Annotated in this window: 15 protein-coding genes; 8 read left to right on the top strand and 7 right to left on the bottom strand. The window is 66.6% G+C overall.

Annotated features, from left to right (window positions below; all coding sequences use genetic code 11):
- Positions 1-63: 63 nt before the first annotated feature.
- From ABZX86_RS13605 to ABZX86_RS13585, 5 genes are all read left to right on the top strand, one after another.
- Positions 64-867, top strand: a complete 804-nt coding sequence (locus tag ABZX86_RS13605; RefSeq protein WP_355123269.1) for a type II CAAX endopeptidase family protein — start codon at positions 64-66, stop codon at positions 865-867.
- Positions 868-965: 98 nt separating this feature from the next.
- Complete coding sequence (locus ABZX86_RS13600) at positions 966-1,343, top strand: nuclear transport factor 2 family protein (protein ID WP_355123267.1); 378 nt, start codon at positions 966-968, stop codon at positions 1,341-1,343.
- Positions 1,344-1,424: 81 nt separating this feature from the next.
- Positions 1,425-1,979, top strand: coding sequence for a hypothetical protein (locus ABZX86_RS13595; protein WP_355123266.1), 555 nt, complete (start codon positions 1,425-1,427; stop codon positions 1,977-1,979).
- 281 nt (positions 1,980-2,260) lie between these two features.
- Positions 2,261-2,875, top strand: coding sequence for a dihydrofolate reductase family protein (locus tag ABZX86_RS13590; protein ID WP_355123264.1), 615 nt, complete (start codon positions 2,261-2,263; stop codon positions 2,873-2,875).
- Positions 2,876-2,962: 87 nt separating this feature from the next.
- Positions 2,963-3,535: a carboxymuconolactone decarboxylase family protein gene (locus tag ABZX86_RS13585; RefSeq protein ID WP_355123262.1), complete on the top strand. Its 573-nt coding sequence runs from the start codon at positions 2,963-2,965 to the stop codon at positions 3,533-3,535.
- A 68-nt stretch (positions 3,536-3,603) separates the two neighbouring features.
- On the opposite strand, the gene clpX is transcribed toward ABZX86_RS13585, so the two are convergent.
- The 5 genes from clpX to ABZX86_RS13560 all read right to left on the bottom strand — a co-directional run bounded on the left by clpX (position 3,604) and on the right by ABZX86_RS13560 (position 8,839).
- Positions 3,604-4,884: an ATP-dependent Clp protease ATP-binding subunit ClpX gene (gene clpX, locus ABZX86_RS13580; RefSeq protein ID WP_355123260.1), complete on the bottom strand. Its 1,281-nt coding sequence runs from the start codon at positions 4,882-4,884 to the stop codon at positions 3,604-3,606.
- Between the two features lie 276 nt (positions 4,885-5,160).
- Positions 5,161-5,832 carry an ATP-dependent Clp protease proteolytic subunit gene (locus tag ABZX86_RS13575; RefSeq protein ID WP_327144449.1) on the bottom strand — a complete coding sequence of 224 codons (672 nt, stop codon included), beginning with the start codon at positions 5,830-5,832 and terminating at the stop codon, positions 5,161-5,163.
- Between the two features lie 34 nt (positions 5,833-5,866).
- Positions 5,867-6,451 carry an ATP-dependent Clp protease proteolytic subunit gene (locus ABZX86_RS13570; protein WP_297617686.1) on the bottom strand — a complete coding sequence of 195 codons (585 nt, stop codon included), beginning with the start codon at positions 6,449-6,451 and terminating at the stop codon, positions 5,867-5,869.
- 254 nt (positions 6,452-6,705) lie between these two features.
- Positions 6,706-8,109, bottom strand: a complete 1,404-nt coding sequence (gene tig, locus ABZX86_RS13565) for a trigger factor (RefSeq protein ID WP_355123258.1) — start codon at positions 8,107-8,109, stop codon at positions 6,706-6,708.
- A gap of 166 nt (positions 8,110-8,275) precedes the next feature.
- The gene (locus ABZX86_RS13560) at positions 8,276-8,839 is read right to left on the bottom strand and encodes an FKBP-type peptidyl-prolyl cis-trans isomerase (RefSeq protein ID WP_355123256.1); all 564 of its coding nucleotides are present in this window, start codon (positions 8,837-8,839) and stop codon (positions 8,276-8,278) included.
- Positions 8,840-9,024: 185 nt separating this feature from the next.
- On the opposite strand from ABZX86_RS13560, the gene ABZX86_RS13555 reads away from it, so the two are divergent.
- The gene (locus tag ABZX86_RS13555; RefSeq protein WP_355123254.1) at positions 9,025-10,536 is read left to right on the top strand and encodes a 3' terminal RNA ribose 2'-O-methyltransferase Hen1; all 1,512 of its coding nucleotides are present in this window, start codon (positions 9,025-9,027) and stop codon (positions 10,534-10,536) included.
- Positions 10,536-13,115: a polynucleotide kinase-phosphatase gene (locus ABZX86_RS13550; RefSeq protein ID WP_355123252.1), complete on the top strand. Its 2,580-nt coding sequence runs from the start codon at positions 10,536-10,538 to the stop codon at positions 13,113-13,115. The genes ABZX86_RS13555 and ABZX86_RS13550 overlap by 1 nt, the downstream gene beginning before the upstream one ends.
- A gap of 72 nt (positions 13,116-13,187) precedes the next feature.
- Here the strand turns inward: ABZX86_RS13550 and ABZX86_RS13545 are convergent, their stop codons facing one another.
- Positions 13,188-15,131 carry a glycosyltransferase family 39 protein gene (locus tag ABZX86_RS13545; RefSeq protein ID WP_355123250.1) on the bottom strand — a complete coding sequence of 648 codons (1,944 nt, stop codon included), beginning with the start codon at positions 15,129-15,131 and terminating at the stop codon, positions 13,188-13,190.
- Positions 15,132-15,234: 103 nt separating this feature from the next.
- Positions 15,235-15,714: an NUDIX domain-containing protein gene (locus ABZX86_RS13540; RefSeq protein WP_355123248.1), complete on the bottom strand. Its 480-nt coding sequence runs from the start codon at positions 15,712-15,714 to the stop codon at positions 15,235-15,237.
- 210 nt (positions 15,715-15,924) lie between these two features.
- On the opposite strand from ABZX86_RS13540, the gene ABZX86_RS13535 reads away from it, so the two are divergent.
- Complete coding sequence (locus tag ABZX86_RS13535) at positions 15,925-16,755, top strand: hypothetical protein (protein WP_355123246.1); 831 nt, start codon at positions 15,925-15,927, stop codon at positions 16,753-16,755.
- The last annotated feature ends 204 nt before the right edge of the window (positions 16,756-16,959 follow it).

The raw sequence follows: 16,959 nt of genomic DNA, 5'->3' as shown, positions 1-16,959 counted from the left end.
TCACCGCCTGTAACAAGGGGCTGCGACCATGACACTTCGTGCAGGTCGAACGGCAGGAGCGGCATGAACACCCACCACACCCGGGCGCTCCCGGCACCGGACAGCACGGCCGCCGATGACCGCTTCGGCCGGTTGATCGAGCGCAGCGACGGGGATGACTTCCCGTTCTACAACGGCGTCCCCGTGGCGCTGACGGTTCGGCAGTGGATCGTCGCGGTCATCGCGGTCGTGGCCGGGTTCGTGGCACTGGTCGCCATCCCGCAGCCGAACAATTTCGTGGCGCTGCTTCCGCGTGCGCTGTTCGTCGGCATTCCACTGCTCACACTGGCACTGATCACCCGGAACCATTGGCGCGCACTGTTCCGCGAGGTGCGCGGCCGCGACGTTCGCACCATGTTCGGGTTCGCGCTGCTCAATATCGTGGTGAGTTTCGTGCTGGCCGTGATCGTCAGCGCACTGTTCGGCGTCGCCTCCAACGAGGTGATGGAGGACGCCGGGCAGGGCACCGCACTCGATACCGCCGCGTTCTATGTGGGCACCGGCATCCAGCTGGTCGGTGAAGAGGTCTTCACCATGCTGCCCTTCCTCGCGCTGATGTCCTTCGTCCTCGGCAGGGTGCAGCTGTCCCGCCGCACCGCCATCGTCCTGGCCTGGCTCGTCAGCGCCGTCTGGTTCGGCGCGGCCCATCTGCCCACCTACGACTGGAATTTCGCGCAGGCGTTCATTGTCATCGGCGGCGCCCGGCTGGTTCTCACCCTGGCCTATATCCGCACCAAGAATCTCTGGGTCTCCTCGGGCGCGCACATCATCAATGATTGGGCCCTGTTCACCCAGGCGGTGCTGGTGAACAGCGCCTTGATCGCCTGAGAACCCAGTCCCGGAGAGTGAAGCGGACGGGTCCGATCCGGGCCCGCTGCTGTTAGGCTCGCGCGGTAGAACACGTGTCAATTCTTTTGGGAGATTCCATGGCAGCGCAGCCCCGTGATGTGGTCGAACAGTATGTGAAGTTGGTGGCCACCGGGCCCACCGACGACATCGTCAAGCTGTATGCGGCGGACGCGGTCGTGGAGGATCCCATCGGCAGCGAGCCCCGGCGCGGGCACGAGGCCATTCGGGAGCTGTACGCGGCGCTCGAGCACGTGTCGGAGCGGCAGACCGAAATCCACACCCTGAAGGTCGCCGGAAAGCATGCGGCCGTATCGTTCACGCTCGTGACGAAGTTCGGCGATCAGCAGATGACGCTGTCGCCGATCGACATCATGGAATTCGACGACGAGGGCAAGATCGTCTCCATGCGCGCCTACTGGGGCCAGGACGATATGGCACTGACCAAGCAGCAGTAGCGTTTTTCGCCTATTGCCCCGTTCCGTTCGTCGAATTACGGTGACAGCACTTGACGATTCGACGGCGGGACGGGAGGGCCGGTGCGAATCTCTTTGCACGGCACGGGGGATGGCATCCGGGTGCGCATGCGCCTGGAGGTGAACCGGCGACGGTGGCTGGCGCTGCAGATCATGCTGGGCATACTGACGGCACAGGCCTTCATCATCGGCGCCTGGGCGGTGTGCGCACCGCACTCCTGGTACACCAGTTTTCCGGGCTTCGGAATGCAGTGGATCAGCATGGACGGCCCCTACAACCATCATCTCGCCTCGGACGTGGGTGCGTTCTTCCTCGCGGTCGGGGCCTTCACCGCGGCCGCGCTGTATTTCATGGACAGTCTGCTGGCCCGGGTGGCCGGGCTGGGCTGGCTGGTCTTCGGCGTACCGCACCTGATCTATCACACCTTCCACCACCCCGACGGCATGAGCGGCGTGAGCTACGGGCTCAGCATTGCCGCCGCCATCGCCCTGCCCGCGCTCGGCCTGGCCTGCATACTGGTCGCCCCGCGTGAACGCCGCCCCGTGCCCGAGTTGGCGCCGTTCACCCTGAGATTCCCACGTCGCGGCGGGTCTTCCCGCACGCGGCCGCCACGATGAATTTCGCTGCCGCGCACCGTCGTAACAGGTGTAGTGCGGGCACCGATTTTCCAGTAAAGGGATAAAGGTTCAACGGCGAACCAGGGGGATCAATGGCGATCCCCGCTCAGGGCGCGATCGAGACATCGATTGTCACCGATCCACACAGGAGAACAGCTCTACCGGACAGCGGACCGATGGGTTGATCGTCCACATCCGACCGATGAGTTCGCGGCGCCAGGTCCGTCAGGACAGGTGAAGCGCTCGCATCAGGCGGGTGGACGACAGCGCAGGAGATCACCATGGAACTCTCGGTCACCGAGTTCATAACCCTCGACGGCGTGTACCAGGCGCCGGGCGGGCCGCAGGAGGATCCCAGCGGCGGGTTCACCCACGGCGGCTGGTCGGCGCCCTACGGCGACGAGGCCTTCGGAGCGTTCATGGTCTCGGTCTTCGATCGGGTCGATGCCTTCCTGCTCGGCCGGCGCACGTACGACATCTTCGCCTCGTACTGGCCGCTGCACGACGACCCGGCCGATCCCCTTGCGTCCAAGCTCAATTCGCTGCCCAAGTACGTGGCGACCAGCACCCTCGACCATGCCGACTGGTCGGGCACCGAACTGCTGCGGGGCGATCTCGCGAAAGAGGTCGCCGAACTCAAGGCCCGCCCCGGACAGGAATTGCAGGTGCACGGCAGCGGCAATCTCGCACAGTCACTGCTCGCCCTCGGCCTGGTGGACACCTTGAACGTGCTGACCTTCCCGGTCCTCCTCGGCAGCGGCAAGCGCTTCTTCGCCGACGGCGCACAACCGGCCGGTCTCACTCTCACCGAAACCCGCAGCACACCTGCCGGTGTCGTGATCAGCACCTACCGCAAGGCGGGCGCACCGACATACGGCGACCTCACCACGGAGTGACACGCGACATACCCCCGGCGCGTCACGTCGGGTGGCGGTATCTCGTCCAAGGGGTGCAAGCACCCACGCGGATCGAAGGAGACCACCATGGGCGCCACCCGACTCCCCGTCGTCAGCCCGCAGCAGGCCGGGCCACTGACCCGAGTCATCTACCGGTACCTGAAGCGCCGCCTCGGTGAGGTCCCCGAGCCCTTCGCCGTTCTCGCGAATCATCCGGGGGTCTTCATGGCCTCGGCTGTGCACGAGGGTCTCGCCGAGAAGGCGTGCACGGCGCTGCCGGCGAATATCCGCGAGATCGCCGTCTACCGAACTGCCCGAACCGTCGGCTGTTCCTGGTGCGTGGACTTCGGCACCATGCTCATGCGATTGTCCGACCTGGATGTCGACAAGCTCCGCTATATCGACGACTACGAGTCCAACCCCGCCTACAGCGCCGATGAACGCGCTGCCATCGCCTATGCCGACGCCATGACCGCCACACCCCTCACCGTCACCGACGAACAGGTCGCCGATCTCGAACGGCGCTTCGGCGTCAAAGGCGTCACGGAGCTGACCTACCAGATCGCCCTGGAGAATTCCCGCGCCCGCGCGTACCACGCCCTCGGCATCACCGATCAGGGCTTCAGCAGGGATTCGTGCCGCGTGCCCTGGGCACAGTAGACAATCCCCGCGACAAACGAAAACGGCCCCGCGAGGGAAACTCTCGCGGGGCCGTTCCGAAAAAACCGCTACGCCGACTTTTCGCGGCGCTCCGGGGACTGGCGTTTGCGCGGCACGATGGTCGGCAGCACATTGTCGTTCACGGTGGCCTCGTTGACGACGACCTTGGCGACATCGTCGCGGCTGGGGATGTCGTACATGACCGGGAGGAGGACCTCCTCCATGATGGCGCGCAGGCCACGAGCGCCGGTGCCACGCAGAATCGCCTGGTCCGCAATGGCTTCCAGGGCGTCCTGGGTGAATTCCAGGTCCACGCCGTCCATTTCGAACAGGCGCACGTACTGCTTGACCAGTGCGTTCTTCGGCTCGGCCAGAATGCGGACGAGGGATTCCTTGTCCAGGTTGGTAACCGAGGCGACGATCGGGAGGCGGCCGATGAACTCGGGGATCAGACCGAACTTGATCAGATCCTCGGGCATGACATCCACGAAGTGATCGGCGGTGTCGATCTCCGACTTGGACCGGACCTCCGCGCCGAAACCGATGCCGCGCTTGCCGACTCGATCCTGCACGATTCGCTCCAGGCCCGCGAACGCACCGGCAACGATGAACAGCACGTTGGTGGTGTCGATCTGGATGAATTCCTGATGCGGGTGCTTGCGACCGCCCTGCGGCGGTACCGAAGCCTGGGTGCCTTCCAGAATCTTCAGCAGCGCCTGCTGCACGCCCTCACCGGAAACGTCACGGGTGATGGACGGGTTCTCCGACTTGCGGGCGATCTTGTCGACCTCGTCGATGTAGATGATGCCGGTCTCGGCGCGCTTCACATCGTAATCAGCGGCCTGGATCAGCTTCAGCAGGATGTTCTCGACATCCTCACCGACATATCCGGCTTCGGTGAGCGCGGTGGCGTCGGCAATCGCGAACGGCACGTTCAGCATCTTGGCGAGTGTCTGCGCCAGATAGGTCTTACCGCAGCCGGTCGGGCCGAGCATGAGAATGTTGGACTTCATCAGCTCGACGGCTTCGCCGCGTGAGTCGCGGCCCTTGTCGCCGGCCTGAATTCGCTTGTAGTGGTTGTACACCGCGACAGCCAGGGTTCTCTTTGCAGCGTCCTGCCCGATCACGTACTGCTCGAGGAAGTCGCGGATTTCCGCGGGCTTCGGCAGCTCGTCGAGTTTGACCTCGCTGCTTTCGGCGAGCTCCTCCTCGATGATCTCGTTGCACAGATCGATGCACTCGTCGCAGATGTACACCCCTGGTCCCGCAATGAGCTTTTTGACCTGCTTCTGACTCTTCCCGCAGAAAGAGCACTTGAGCAGATCGCCGCCATCACCGATGCGCGCCATCTCCTGGGTCCCTACTTCCTTGTCCGCGTGCAACCGTCTGTCCTGGCTGCCGGCGAAGTGCCACCTATAAAGCGTAGCCGTCTCCCCAAGATGGGGGGATACGGCGTTTCGGCTGAATCAAAAGCGGGCCGACAACCACGAGCCAAGGTCCCTAGAGTGACCGTACCTGTTTCTCGCGACCGAGGTCGACAACTTGAGCACGTTTCTCACCGGACATGTGCGTCGACTCACCCTTGCCCGGGTGGCGGGGTCGCACGCCCCCGCCACCCCCGCGCGTCACTTCTGGGCGCTGAGCTTGCGGTACGCGAAGACCGTGTCGACGATGCCGTAATCCTTGGCCTGCTCGGCGGTGAGGATCTTGTCGCGATCAGTGTCCTTGCGGATGGTCTCAGCGTCCTTGCCGGTGTGCAGCGCCAGCGTGGCCTCCATGAGCCGGCGCATGCGCTCGATCTCCGCGGCCTGGATCTCCAGGTCGGACACCTGACCCTGGATACCGCCCGAGGTGGACGGCTGGTGGATCAGAATCCGGGCGTTCGGCAGTGCGGCGCGCTTGCCGGGGGCGCCGGCGGCGAGCAGCACGGCGGCCGCGGAGGCGGCCTGGCCGAGGCACACCGTGACGACGTCGGCGCGGACGTACTGCATGGTGTCGTAGATGGCCATCAGCGCGGTGAACGAACCACCGGGCGAATTGATGTACATGGTGATGTCGCGGTCGGGGTCCTGCGACTCCAGCACCAGCAGCTGCGCCATGATGTCGTTCGCCGAGGTGTCGTCGACCTGGGCGCCGAGGAAGATGATGCGCTCCTCGAACAGCTTGTTGTACGGGTCGGACGTCTTGACGCCGTAGGTGGTCTGCTCGGTGAACTGGGGCAGGATGTAGCGCGACTGCGGCAGCTGAGCACCGGCAGCGGCGAAGGTAATGCCCGCATCACGCGGATCGAATGACATATGCGTCTCCAAAGTCTGTGTGGTGGGCAGTGATCTAGCTGGCGCCGTTGGCCTGGCGCGCGTGCGTGACCACCTGGTCGATGAAGCCGTATTCGAGGGCTTCCGTCGGCGTGAACCAGCGGTCGCGGTCGGCGTCCTCGGTGACCTGCTCCACGGACTTGCCGGTGTGCAGCGCCTGCAGCTGATTGAGCTCCCGCTTGGTGTACGAGAACTGCTCGGCCTGGATGGCGATATCGGAGGCCGAACCACCGATACCGGCGGACGGCTGATGCATCATGATGCGCGAATGCGGCAGCGCGAAACGCTTGCCCTTCGCACCCGCGGCGAGCAGGAACTGACCCATGGACGCAGCCAAACCCATACCGACGGTGCGGATATCGCATTCGGCGAACTGCATGGTGTCGTAGATGGCCATACCCGCGGTGACCGAACCACCGGGCGAGTTGATGTAGAGCGAAATATCCCGCTCCGGATCCTCGGCCGACAGCAGCAGGATCTGCGCGCACAACTTGTTGGCGATGTCGTCATCGACCTGGCTGCCCAGGAAGATGATTCGCTCGCGCAGCAGGCGCTCGTAGACCGAATCACTGAGGTTCAGACCAGCAGTCGCGGATGTCATCTGCACCCCTGCCTGATTATTTGTCACGGATACCTGCCCTCTCTCACCGGCTCGGTCCCACCAAGCCCTACTGATCACTTAAGTTGCAGCGCTGACACAAACCCTAACGAAGCAGGGCGGTACCGAACTCCCGGTACCGCCCTGCTTCGCTCACAGCGCAAAACTTACGTGGGCGCTGACGCGGCCCGCCCCTCGGGGGGACTCTCGGGGTTCACACCCTCGAATCCCCAGCTGGCGCGGGCCTTTCGATCGTATTACTTGGCCTCGGCCTCGACGGCTTCGGTCGCGTCGGCGACCTCGGCCAGCTCCTCGGCGGAAACTTCCTCGGCCTCTTCGGCAGGGTTGCCGAACATTTCCGCGGTGTCCACGGTGTTGCCGTCGGTGTCGGTGACGGTCGCGGCGACGACCACACCGGCGAGCGCCTTACCGCGGCGCACATCGGCGAACACGGCGCCCAGCTGACCGGCCTGCTGGATCTGCTGGATGAACTGATCGGGCGACATGCCGTAGCGCTGCGCCTGGAAGATGATCCGCTCGTACAGCTCGTCCTGGCCGACCTGGGTGTTCTCCGCCTCGGCGACGGCATCCAGGAGCAGCTGGGTCTTGACCGACTTCTCGGCCGACTCCTTGGTGTCCTTGTCGAACTCCTCGCGGGAGGAGCCCTCGGCCTCGAGCGCCTCGGCCAGCTTGGCCTCGTCGTGGTCGAAACCGTGCACGGCGTCGTGGACCACGGCATCGATCTCGGCCTGGACGACCTTCTCCGGCAGCGGGATCTCGACGGTCTCCAGCAGGGTCTCGAGGACCTTGTCGCGGATGGCGCCGGCCTGCTCGACCTTCTTGACGCGCTCGACGCGGGTCTTCAGGTCTGCCTTCAGTTCGTCGATGGTGTCGAATTCGCTTGCCAGCTGGGCGAACTCGTCGTCGGCCTCGGGCAGCTCGCGCTCCTTGACCGACTGCACGGTGACGGTGATGACCGCATCCTGGCCCGCGTGCTCACCGGCGACGAGCTTCGAGGTGAAGTCCTTCGCCTCGGTGGCCTTGAGGCCGATCAGGGTCTCGTCGAGGCCCTCGATGAGCTGGCCGGAACCGACCTCGTGCGACAGACCGGTGGTGGAGGCCTCTTCGACCTCGACGCCGTCGACGGTGGCCGACAGGTCGATGGAGACGAAGTCGCCGTCCTGGATCTCGCGCTCGACGGCATTGAGGGTGCCGAAGCGCTGGCGCAGCGAGCTGAGCTGCTCCTCGATGTCCTCGTCCTTGATCTCGATCGGATCGACGGTGACGGCGATGGTCGAGAAGTCGGGGAGGGTGATCTCCGGGCGCACATCCACCTCGGCGGTGAAGGTGAGCTCGTCGCCGTCTTCGATCTTGGTGATCTCGATCTCGGGCTGGCCGATGACCTTGACCTCGGTGGCGATCACAGCATCGCTGTAGCGCTTCGGAAGCACGTCGTTGACGACCTGCTCCAGGACCGCGCCACGGCCGACGCGCGCTTCGATGAGCTTGGCAGGGGCCTTACCCGGACGGAAGCCGGGGATCTTGATCTGCCCTGCGAGCGCCTTGTATGCCTTGTCGAAGTCCGGCTTCAGCTCCTCGAAGGGCACCTCGACGTTGATCCGGACCCGGGTCGGGCTCAGCTGCTCGACGGTGCTCTTCACGGACATGCTCCTTGCATTCGTATTAGTGGTCTGATGTTCGGTCCCCCCGATCGCATCCCGACCAGGTTAGTTGACCGGTGCCGAAGGCGGGTAACCGGTCAGGGCAGACGCCGCCCCGGCGACTGGTCCGAAGCCCAGTCGCCCTGGTACAGCGCTCGCGCCCTGGCTAACCGACCTTGACCGCATCGGTGACGAACACCAGCGTCTCGTTCGGCTTGATGCCGTGGCCGCCCGCGCCGTAGCCGAGGTTCGGCGGCACGATGAGCAGTCGGCGGGCGCCCTGCTGGACGCCGATCAGGCCCTGATCCCAGCCCTTGATGACCTCGCCGGCGCCCAGGTTGAGCGGGAAGGTCTCGCCGCGATCGAAGGAGCTGTCCAGCTTCTTCTTGTCCGACCAGGTGATCAGGGTGTAGTTCATGGTCAGCTGCTGCCCGGCCTGCGCGCCCGGACCGCTGCCCGCGACCAGATCCTTGACGATCAGCGTCTTGGGCGGATCGCAGTCGGTCGGAATGGTGATCTTGGGTGCGGTGCCGAACCCACCGTCGACCTTGACGTCGTCGGCGGTGCACTCGCGACCGGTGCTCTGCGCGGCGGTCGTGGCCTGCGCGGCGGAGCTCGCGGCGGTGGTCGTCGAATCCGCCTTGGTGTCGCTACTGCTTCCGCAGCCCGCCATCAACAGCACCGCCGCCGCAACCGCGCCGATCGATCCGACCTTGCCCAACAACCGCATTCCCGCTCCTCACCGAGTCTCGGACGGCCGCAAAGACTTGCGGCACCGGGCCGAAACTACACGGTCGGTACTGTTTCCCCGCGTCGAGGGCACGGACCCGCCGGTGATCGTGCCGCCGGTCGGAGGGGTGCGAACGAGACGCTAATTGGTTTGCCGGGGTGGTGGGCATGCGGGAGCATCCGAAGATGCTGTTGACGATTTCTTGTACGCGACCCGAGGGCGCCGCGTGGCCGGCCTCCGATCTGGGCTTTCTGCTGCACAAGAATCCCTCGCGCATACAGACTTTCGAGCAGTCGTACGGTGTCGCGCATGTGCTGTACCCGCAGGCTGCCGAGGAGCGGTGCACGTCGGCGCTGCTGCTGGAGATCGATCCGGTGCGGCTGGTGCGGGGAAAGTCCAGGGGCGCACCGGAATTCAGTCTCGCGCAGTATGTGAACGATCGGCCCTATGCGGCGTCTTCGCTGGTATCGGTGGCCATCTCGACCGTTTTCGGTTCGGCCCTGCACGGGCGGTGTGCGCAGCGGCCGGAGCTGGCCGAGACCGCGCTGCCGCTGCGGATCGAGCTGCCCGCCGTTCCGTGCCGGGGTGGTGCGGCGGAGGCCGAGCGCGTGTTCGCACCGCTGGGCTGGACGGTGGATGCCACTCCCCTGCCGCTGGATCCGGCGTTCCCGGAATGGGGCGACTCGCACTATCTGCGGCTCGAACTTCGCGGCACGCTGCGGCTGGCCGACGCGCTGGCCCACCTCTATGTGCTGCTCCCGGTTCTCGACGGCAGCAAGCACTATTTCCTCGATACCGCCGAGATCGACAAACTGCTGCGCTTCGGCGCGGGCTGGCTGGCAGCGCATCCCGAGCGCACCTGGATCACCCGGCGATACCTGGCCCGGCGGCATTCCCTCGTACACGCCGCACTCGCCCGCCTCGCCGAACTCGACGACCGCGAGCCGGAGGAGCTCGGCGCTGTCGAGGAGAACAGCGATGACCTGGCCGCCGAGCTGGCCTCGGCCACTGCGGGATTCGCGCTCGGACCCGTGGCGGGCGTGGGTGAGGCCACTGGGGAATCTGTGGGTGACCGGGGGCCGTCGCTGGCGGTGTTGCGGCGGGCGGCGGTGATCGGGGCGTTGCGCGGGGCCGGGGCGAGTCGGGTGCTGGATCTCGGGTGTGGAGAGGGAGCATTGTTGCGGGAGTTGGTGGCGGACAGCGGTTTCAGTGAGATTGTGGGGGTGGATGTGTCGATTCGGGCCTTGCGGATTGCGCAGCGGCGGATGCGGCGGTTGCCGGAGCGGCAGGCGCAGCGGGTGAGTGTGCGGCAGGGGGCGCTGACATATGCGGATGCGTCGCTGCGAGGGTATGACGCCGCGGTGCTCATGGAGGTGATCGAGCATGTGGATCCGCCTCGGCTGGGGGCGCTGGAACACACGGTGTTCGGGGCGGCGGCGCCGCGGGCGGTGATCGTGACCACGCCGAACAGTGAGTACAACGCGCTGTACGAAACCTTGACAGCGGGCACGTTCCGGCATTCGGATCACCGATTCGAATGGAGCCGTGCGGAATTCGCGCAGTGGGCCGGACGGGTCGGCGAAACGTACGGCTACGGTGTGCGATTCGAGCCCGTCGGTCCCGAGGATCCGGAATTGGGCGCCTCCACTCAGCTGGCCGTATTCACCAGGACGACCGAGGAAATGGGGGCCGCGTAATGGCGGAGCTGGCTGTCCCGGTGCTGTCGCTGGTCGTCTTGATCGGCAGCACCGGTTCCGGGAAATCGACCTTCGCGCACAAGCACTTTCCGTCGACGGCAGTCCTGTCCTCGGATGCCTATCGCGGCATTGTCAGCGATGACGAGTCCGATCAGTCGGCCACGGCCGACGCCTTCGCACTGCTGCACCATGTGGCGGGAGTGCGGCTGCGGCGTGGGCTGCGCACGGTGGTCGACGCCACCAATGTGCAGCCGAAAGCACGGCAGCAGCTGATCGAATTGGCGCGGGCGCACGATGTGCTGCCGGTGGCCATTGTGCTGGATGTGCCGGACCAGATCTGCGTGGAACGCAATGCGGGGCGGCCGGATCGGGCGGATCTGGGTCCGCACGTGGTGGCCCGGCACAGCCGGGACCTGCGGCGCAGCCTGAAATTCCTGGAGCGCGAAGGCTTCCGGAAGGTGCATGTGCTGCGCGGGGTCGCGGAGATCGAGGCTGCGACCGTCATCGATGAGCGACTGTGGAACGACAAGCGCGAGCTCACCGGGCCGTTCGATGTGATCGGCGATGTGCACGGCTGCCGGAGCGAATTGGAGACGCTGCTGGGCGAACTCGGCTATGTCCTGAGCCGCGACGCCGCCGGCCGGGCCGTCGGCGCGAACCACCCGGCGGGCCGTACCGCCGTATTCGTCGGCGACCTGGTCGATCGCGGCCCGGACACACCGGGTGTGCTGCGCCTCGTCATGGGCATGGTCGGTTCCGGAAATGCCCTGTGCGTCACCGGAAACCACGAGTTCAAGCTGGTGCGCGCACTCGACGGCCGCAAGGTGAAGGTCGCGCACGGCCTCGCCGAATCGCTGGCGCAGCTGGAGGCCGAGAGCGCGGAATTCCGCAAGACCGCACAGGAGTTCATGCGCGGTCTCGTCAGCCACTATGTGCTGGACGGCGGCAAACTGGTCGTCGCGCACGCCGGTCTGAAGCAGGAGTTTCACGGCCGCAGTTCCGGCCGGGTGCGCGAGTTCGCCATGTACGGCGAATCCACCGGGGAGACAGACGAATACGGTCTGCCGGTGCGCTACCCGTGGGCCAATGACTACCGAGGTCAGGCGCTGGTCCTGTACGGGCACACGCCCATGTCCAATCTGGTGTGGGTGAACAACACCCTCTGCCTGGATACCGGTGCGGTGTTCGGCGGGCAGCTCACCGCGCTGCGCTATCCGGAGCGCGAGCCGGTCGCCGTTGCGGCGGAACAGGTCTGGTACGAACCGACCCGCCCGCTGCAGCCCGCCACCCTGGTGCCCGGCACCGGTGTGGTGCACCGCGATCCGGGCGTGCTGGACCTGGACGATGTGATCGGCCGCCGCGTGGTGGAGACCCGTCACCTCGGCCGCGTCGGCGTGCAGGAGGACGCGGCCGCCGCCGCGCTGGAGGTGATGAGCCGCTTTGCCGTCGACCCGCGCTGGCTGATCTATCTGCCGCCCACCATGTCGCCCTGTGCCACTTCGACTTCGGAGGGGCTGCTGGAGCACCCCGCACAGGCCTTCGAGTACTACCGCTCCGAAGGCGTCGAGACCGTGGTGTGCGAGGAGAAGCACATGGGGTCGCGCGCTGTCGTGGTGGTGGCACGCTCGGCGGACGCCGCACGCGATCGCTTCGGCGTGGACGACGGCAGTACCGGAGCGGTGTACACCCGTACCGGCCGTCCGTTCTTCGACGACACCGCTCAGACCGAAGCACTGCTCGAGGGCGTGCGCATCGCGGCCGAAAAGGCCGGGCTGTTCGAGGAACTCGATACCGAGTGGCTGGCGCTCGATACCGAATTGCTGCCGTGGTCGGCCAAGGCACTGGGCCTGCTGCGCAATCAGTACGCGGCGGTCGGGGCGGCAGCGCGCGCTTCCCTGGGCACGGCCGCACAGATACTGGCGGCCGTGCGGGAAAGGGGTTTGGACGTAGCCGATCTGGCCGAGCGCACCCTGGCGCGCGAGGCGGACGCGGAGGCGTTCACCACCGCATACGGCCGCTACTGCTGGCCGGTCGACGGACTGGCGGGCGTCCGCCTGGCGCCGTTCCAGATCCTCGCCGGTCAGAGCGCGAACTATGCGGTGCGCGAACACAACTGGCACCTGGAGCGCCTCGACCGCCTGGTCGCCGCCGATCCCGGCCTGTTCACGCCGACCCGGCGGGTGCTCGTCGATCTTGCCGATGCCGAGGGCGAAGCCGCGGCGACGACCTGGTGGAGCGAGCTCACCGCCGCGGGCGGCGAGGGCATGGTGGTCAAACCCGTCGGCTCACTGGTCACCGGAACCGGTACCCGCAGTGGCCGTCCGGTGCAGCCGGGCGTGAAATGCCGTGGTCCGGAATACCTCCGGATCATCTATGGACCGGAGTATCTGCGCCCGGAGAACCTGCGCCGCCTGCGGCAGCGCGGGCTGGGCGGGAAACGCTCACTGGCACTGCGGGAATACGCGCTGGGCCTGGAGTCGCTGGATCGTCTCGCGGCCGGGGAACCGCTGTGGCGCGTGCACGAGGCGGTGTTCGCGGTACTGGCCCTGGAGACCGAGCCGATCGACCCACGGCTGTAAAGCTCCACAGCCGCAACGCCGAAAGCGTCGGTGCGGGCCGGAACATCCGGCTCCGGCCCGCACCGCCCCTCACTACCCGGTCACGCGCGGAACGGTCAGGTCGTACAGGATGACCCCGTCCACAGTGGTGGCCGTGTAATGATCCTTTACCCAGCCGGTGATCTTCGAACCCTCCGAGACCTGCCGCTGCGGCGGACCGTGCCGCTCCTCGGTCGCGATGTAGTAGTGGATCCGGCTCTCGGCGACGTCCTGCTGGAATTTCTCCAGCGTCGGCGCGGGATCGCCACCGCTGAATCCGCCCACGGCCATGACCGGGAAGTCCGCGGCCAGTTGATAGGTGGCCGCATCGCTGGAGCCGATGGTGGCGGCGACCCAGGTGTAGGCGTTGCCATTGCTCTGCAGCAGCGCCAGCACCCTATCGGTGGGTGGAGTGGTGCCCGGGAACCCCTTGGCAGGCTCCTTGTCCGCCGGCGCATCCGCATCCGGTTCGGCACCGCCGCCCATATTCCCGAAGTTCGGGAAGACCGGATCGGGATGCGGACCGCCCCGCACGATCCCGCCGGTGTGCGGCAGGCGCAGGGTTTCCACCGCATACGCGGCCGGGGCCGCCAGTCCGGCGAACAGTGCGGCCGACAGGGTCACGATCGTCAGCGTGCGGCCGGTCCGGACGAGCAGTCCGAGTACGGCCACCACTGCGACACCGACGATCACCCAGCGCAGCCAGGGCACGAAATCCGTGGTGCGCGAAAGCAATACCCAGGCCGTCAGCGCGGTGAGCGCCATGCTCAGCGCCAGTGCGCCGCGCACCCAGCCCCGGCGCCGTTCCTGCCACAGCAGCACGCCCCCGATGCCAACCACACCGGCGAGCGCCGGAGCCAATGCCACCGTGTAGTACTCGTGGAAGATTCCGCTCATGAGGCTGAAGACCAGCCCTGTCACCAGCCCCCAGCCACCGAACAGGAGCAGCGCGGCCCGCGGCCGATCGGTTCGAGGAGCCTTGCCGCACAGTACGATCGACGCGACCAGCAGCACCAGTGCGGCCGGGATGAGCCACGCGATCTGACCGCCCACCGTCTCGTTGAACAGTCGCTGCAGACCGGCCTGACCGCCGAACGGGTTGAAATTGCCGTGCGGCCGGTCCGGCATATCCCCGCCGAAACCCCCCGAACCCCGATCGGCGCTGAGCCGGTCCAGGCCGTTGTATCCGAGGGTCAGCTCGATTATCGAATTGTGCTGGGAACCACCGAAATACGGCCGATCATCGGCGGGCCAGAGCTGAGCGACCAGCACCCACCAGCCGGCTCCGGCGACCATGGCCGCACCGGCCGCCAGCAGCTGCACGATGCGCGTGCCCAGCTTCGGCGGCCCGGCGAACAGATAGGTCGCCGCGAGCGCGGGCAGCACCAGCATCACCTGCAATTGCTTTGCCAGGAAACCGAATCCGACCAGCAGCCCGCACAGCAGCAGCCAGCGCCAGCGGCCCTCCTCGACCGCGCGCAGCATGGCCCACACCGCCGCGATCATCAGGAAGACCAGGAAGGCGTCCGGATTGTTGTACCGGAACATCAGTGCCGCAACGGGAGTCAGCGCCAGCACCAGTCCGGCCAGCAGTCCCGCCGGCGCACCGAAGTACCGCCGCACGATCACCCACAGCAGCCCCACCGAGGCCACGCCGAGCAGCACCTGCGGCAGCAGCATGCTGAAGCTGCTGAAGCCCAGCAGGCGGGCCGAGAGCTCCATCGGCCAGAAGGACGCGGGCGTCTTGTCGACGGTGATGGCATTGGCCCAGTCCGAGGAGCCGAAGAAGAACGCCTTCCACGATCTGGCCCCGGACTGCACGGCGGCGGCGTAGAACGAATTGGCCCAGCCACTGGCGGTCAGCCTCCACAGGTACGCGGCGGCGGTGCCGGCCAGCAGCACCGCGAGCCCCGCGTACTCGCCGCGGGTCGCCCGCCCCGCGATCGGCCGCGGATCACCGGGTCGCGCCTCCGGCGACGTCATCGCTGTATCGATCATGCAGGCCAACCTCCAAGACGGCACCACACTCGGCGCTGCGATTGCACTGGGAGATAGCTGTGAGCGGGATTCCGCACCGGGAAGCCGGCACTCGGACCGCGGTTCAAGACCGAGCTGCGAGTTCGCCGAGGCGATCGAGGAACGGGCGCTGGCCCTTGCCGAGCTTCTCCTGCGCGATATCGAGCGGGAACCAGGCGGCCCGGTCGATCTCCGGAAACTCCTGGATGCGGCCCGAGCGCGGCGGCCATTCCATCTCGAAGTTTCCGGGCACCACCAGCGCCGGATCGAGGTCGCCCTCGACCGCCCACACGGTGACCTGTTTACGGCTGCGACCGCTGCCGTATTCGACCTCGCCGATCGGGAGCCACTCGCCGTCCGGAACCAGGAGCCCCAGCTCCTCGGTGAATTCACGGCGGGCGGCGTCCTGCGGCCGCTCCTGCGCGGGATCGAATTCCCCCTTGGGGATGGACCAGGCGGAGGCGTCCTTGTGCGCCCACAGCGGTCCGCCCATATGTCCGATCAGTACCTCGAGGGCCGGGGTGCGGCGGAAGAGCAGGACTCCCGCGCTGTACCTGAGCGTCATGTGCGCAGTCTGCCTCGTTCGCTACACATGCGCGCATTCGGGGCGCTACAGTTGGCGACGCTTCAGCAGACCGGGTAGCCGATAATTTTTCGATCACTTCCGGATAATCTCCGCTGCGTCCGGCTAGGCCCAAAAGTGATCGGCCCCTGTGACTTCCACTAAGCTTCGCTGGTTGGACATGACCACCCCTGATGATGGATTGGATTCCGCATGGAGTTCCGCAGCGCCACCGCGGCAGCCTCCCTCCTGATCGGTGCACTGACCGTGGCTACCGGCTCGGCACATGCCGAGCCCGCCGCCGCTCCGCCGCATATCGCCTATTCGGCGAAAATGGTGGACAAAACGGTCATCACTACGCTCCGGGGCGGCACCTTCGAGCTCTCCAAAGCCCTCGGCACCGAACTGGCGGCCGGCGGCAATGATCGACTGGCCGTGAAGGACGGTGTCGCCGTCGATCGTGACGGCAAACCCGTCGACCCGGCCACCGTGGTGAATGTGGTCGATGTGAAGGACGGTCAGGGCGGTGTACTGCTCACCCTGCCGCTCGATTTCCACGTCGGCGATATCAGCCTCCCCGTCAAACCGGAGGTCCAGAAGGACGGCACCGTCCTCGCGCTGACCCCGGACAAACCGGCCACTCTGAATATCAGTCAACCGCTCGCGGCGAAGCCCATTGCCTCGGCGACCGAGAACTCGCGCGCACTCAGTGATTTCAGCTCGCAGTTCGGCCTGGCCACCACCATCGGCACCTTCGTGGGCACGGCGATCGGCGCGGCCGTCGGCTGCGTGGTCACCCTGGTCGCGGGCTGCATTCCCGGCCTCACCACCGGTGCCGCTGTGGGCGGCATCATCGGCAGCATCACCGTCGGTGGCCCGGCCCTCATCGCCAATGGCGTCGACCTGCTGACCACCATGCAGGCCGCCGACGGCACCACCAAGTGGGCCGACCCCAAGACGACGACCCCGGCCGCCCCGCCCGCACCCGCCGCTCAGCCCGCTGCGCAGCCGGACCCGGCGCAGTCGGCCGACCAGCCCAAGTAGCGTAACCCGGTTCGCGGCAACATCATTCGCGACCATGTCCGGCACTACGAGTGTGCGTCCGGGAATCACCCCGGATGCGCACTCGTAGTTCGTTCGCGGCAACGGCAACGAACGCCGGAAGGCGGCGGGGCATCCCTCATCGATCCCCGCGCCGCCACCGACCGCACCGCACGCAGGCCGCCGCCTCGGAGAGCGGCCGCGCTA

Origin of the sequence: Nocardia sp. NPDC006630 (assembly GCF_040611495.1) — a bacterium.
In the GTDB taxonomy this organism is placed as follows: domain Bacteria; phylum Actinomycetota; class Actinomycetes; order Mycobacteriales; family Mycobacteriaceae; genus Nocardia.
This window is presented reverse-complemented; position numbering and strand designations above follow the sequence as displayed.

Coding starts and splice junctions, on each gene's coding strand:
- ABZX86_RS13605 (WP_355123269.1), top strand. CDS start 64: ATGAACACCCACCACACCCGGGCGCTCCCGGCACCGGACAGCACGGCC.
- ABZX86_RS13600 (WP_355123267.1), top strand. CDS start 966: ATGGCAGCGCAGCCCCGTGATGTGGTCGAACAGTATGTGAAGTTGGTG.
- ABZX86_RS13590 (WP_355123264.1), top strand. CDS start 2,261: ATGGAACTCTCGGTCACCGAGTTCATAACCCTCGACGGCGTGTACCAG.
- ABZX86_RS13585 (WP_355123262.1), top strand. CDS start 2,963: ATGGGCGCCACCCGACTCCCCGTCGTCAGCCCGCAGCAGGCCGGGCCA.
- clpX (WP_355123260.1), bottom strand. CDS start 4,884: ATGGCGCGCATCGGTGATGGCGGCGATCTGCTCAAGTGCTCTTTCTGC.
- ABZX86_RS13575 (WP_327144449.1), bottom strand. CDS start 5,832: ATGTCATTCGATCCGCGTGATGCGGGCATTACCTTCGCCGCTGCCGGT.
- ABZX86_RS13570 (WP_297617686.1), bottom strand. CDS start 6,451: ATGACATCCGCGACTGCTGGTCTGAACCTCAGTGATTCGGTCTACGAG.
- ABZX86_RS13560 (WP_355123256.1), bottom strand. CDS start 8,839: ATGCGGTTGTTGGGCAAGGTCGGATCGATCGGCGCGGTTGCGGCGGCG.
- ABZX86_RS13555 (WP_355123254.1), top strand. CDS start 9,025: ATGCTGTTGACGATTTCTTGTACGCGACCCGAGGGCGCCGCGTGGCCG.
- ABZX86_RS13550 (WP_355123252.1), top strand. CDS start 10,536: ATGGCGGAGCTGGCTGTCCCGGTGCTGTCGCTGGTCGTCTTGATCGGC.
- ABZX86_RS13545 (WP_355123250.1), bottom strand. CDS start 15,131: ATGATCGATACAGCGATGACGTCGCCGGAGGCGCGACCCGGTGATCCG.
- ABZX86_RS13540 (WP_355123248.1), bottom strand. CDS start 15,714: ATGACGCTCAGGTACAGCGCGGGAGTCCTGCTCTTCCGCCGCACCCCG.
- ABZX86_RS13535 (WP_355123246.1), top strand. CDS start 15,925: ATGGAGTTCCGCAGCGCCACCGCGGCAGCCTCCCTCCTGATCGGTGCA.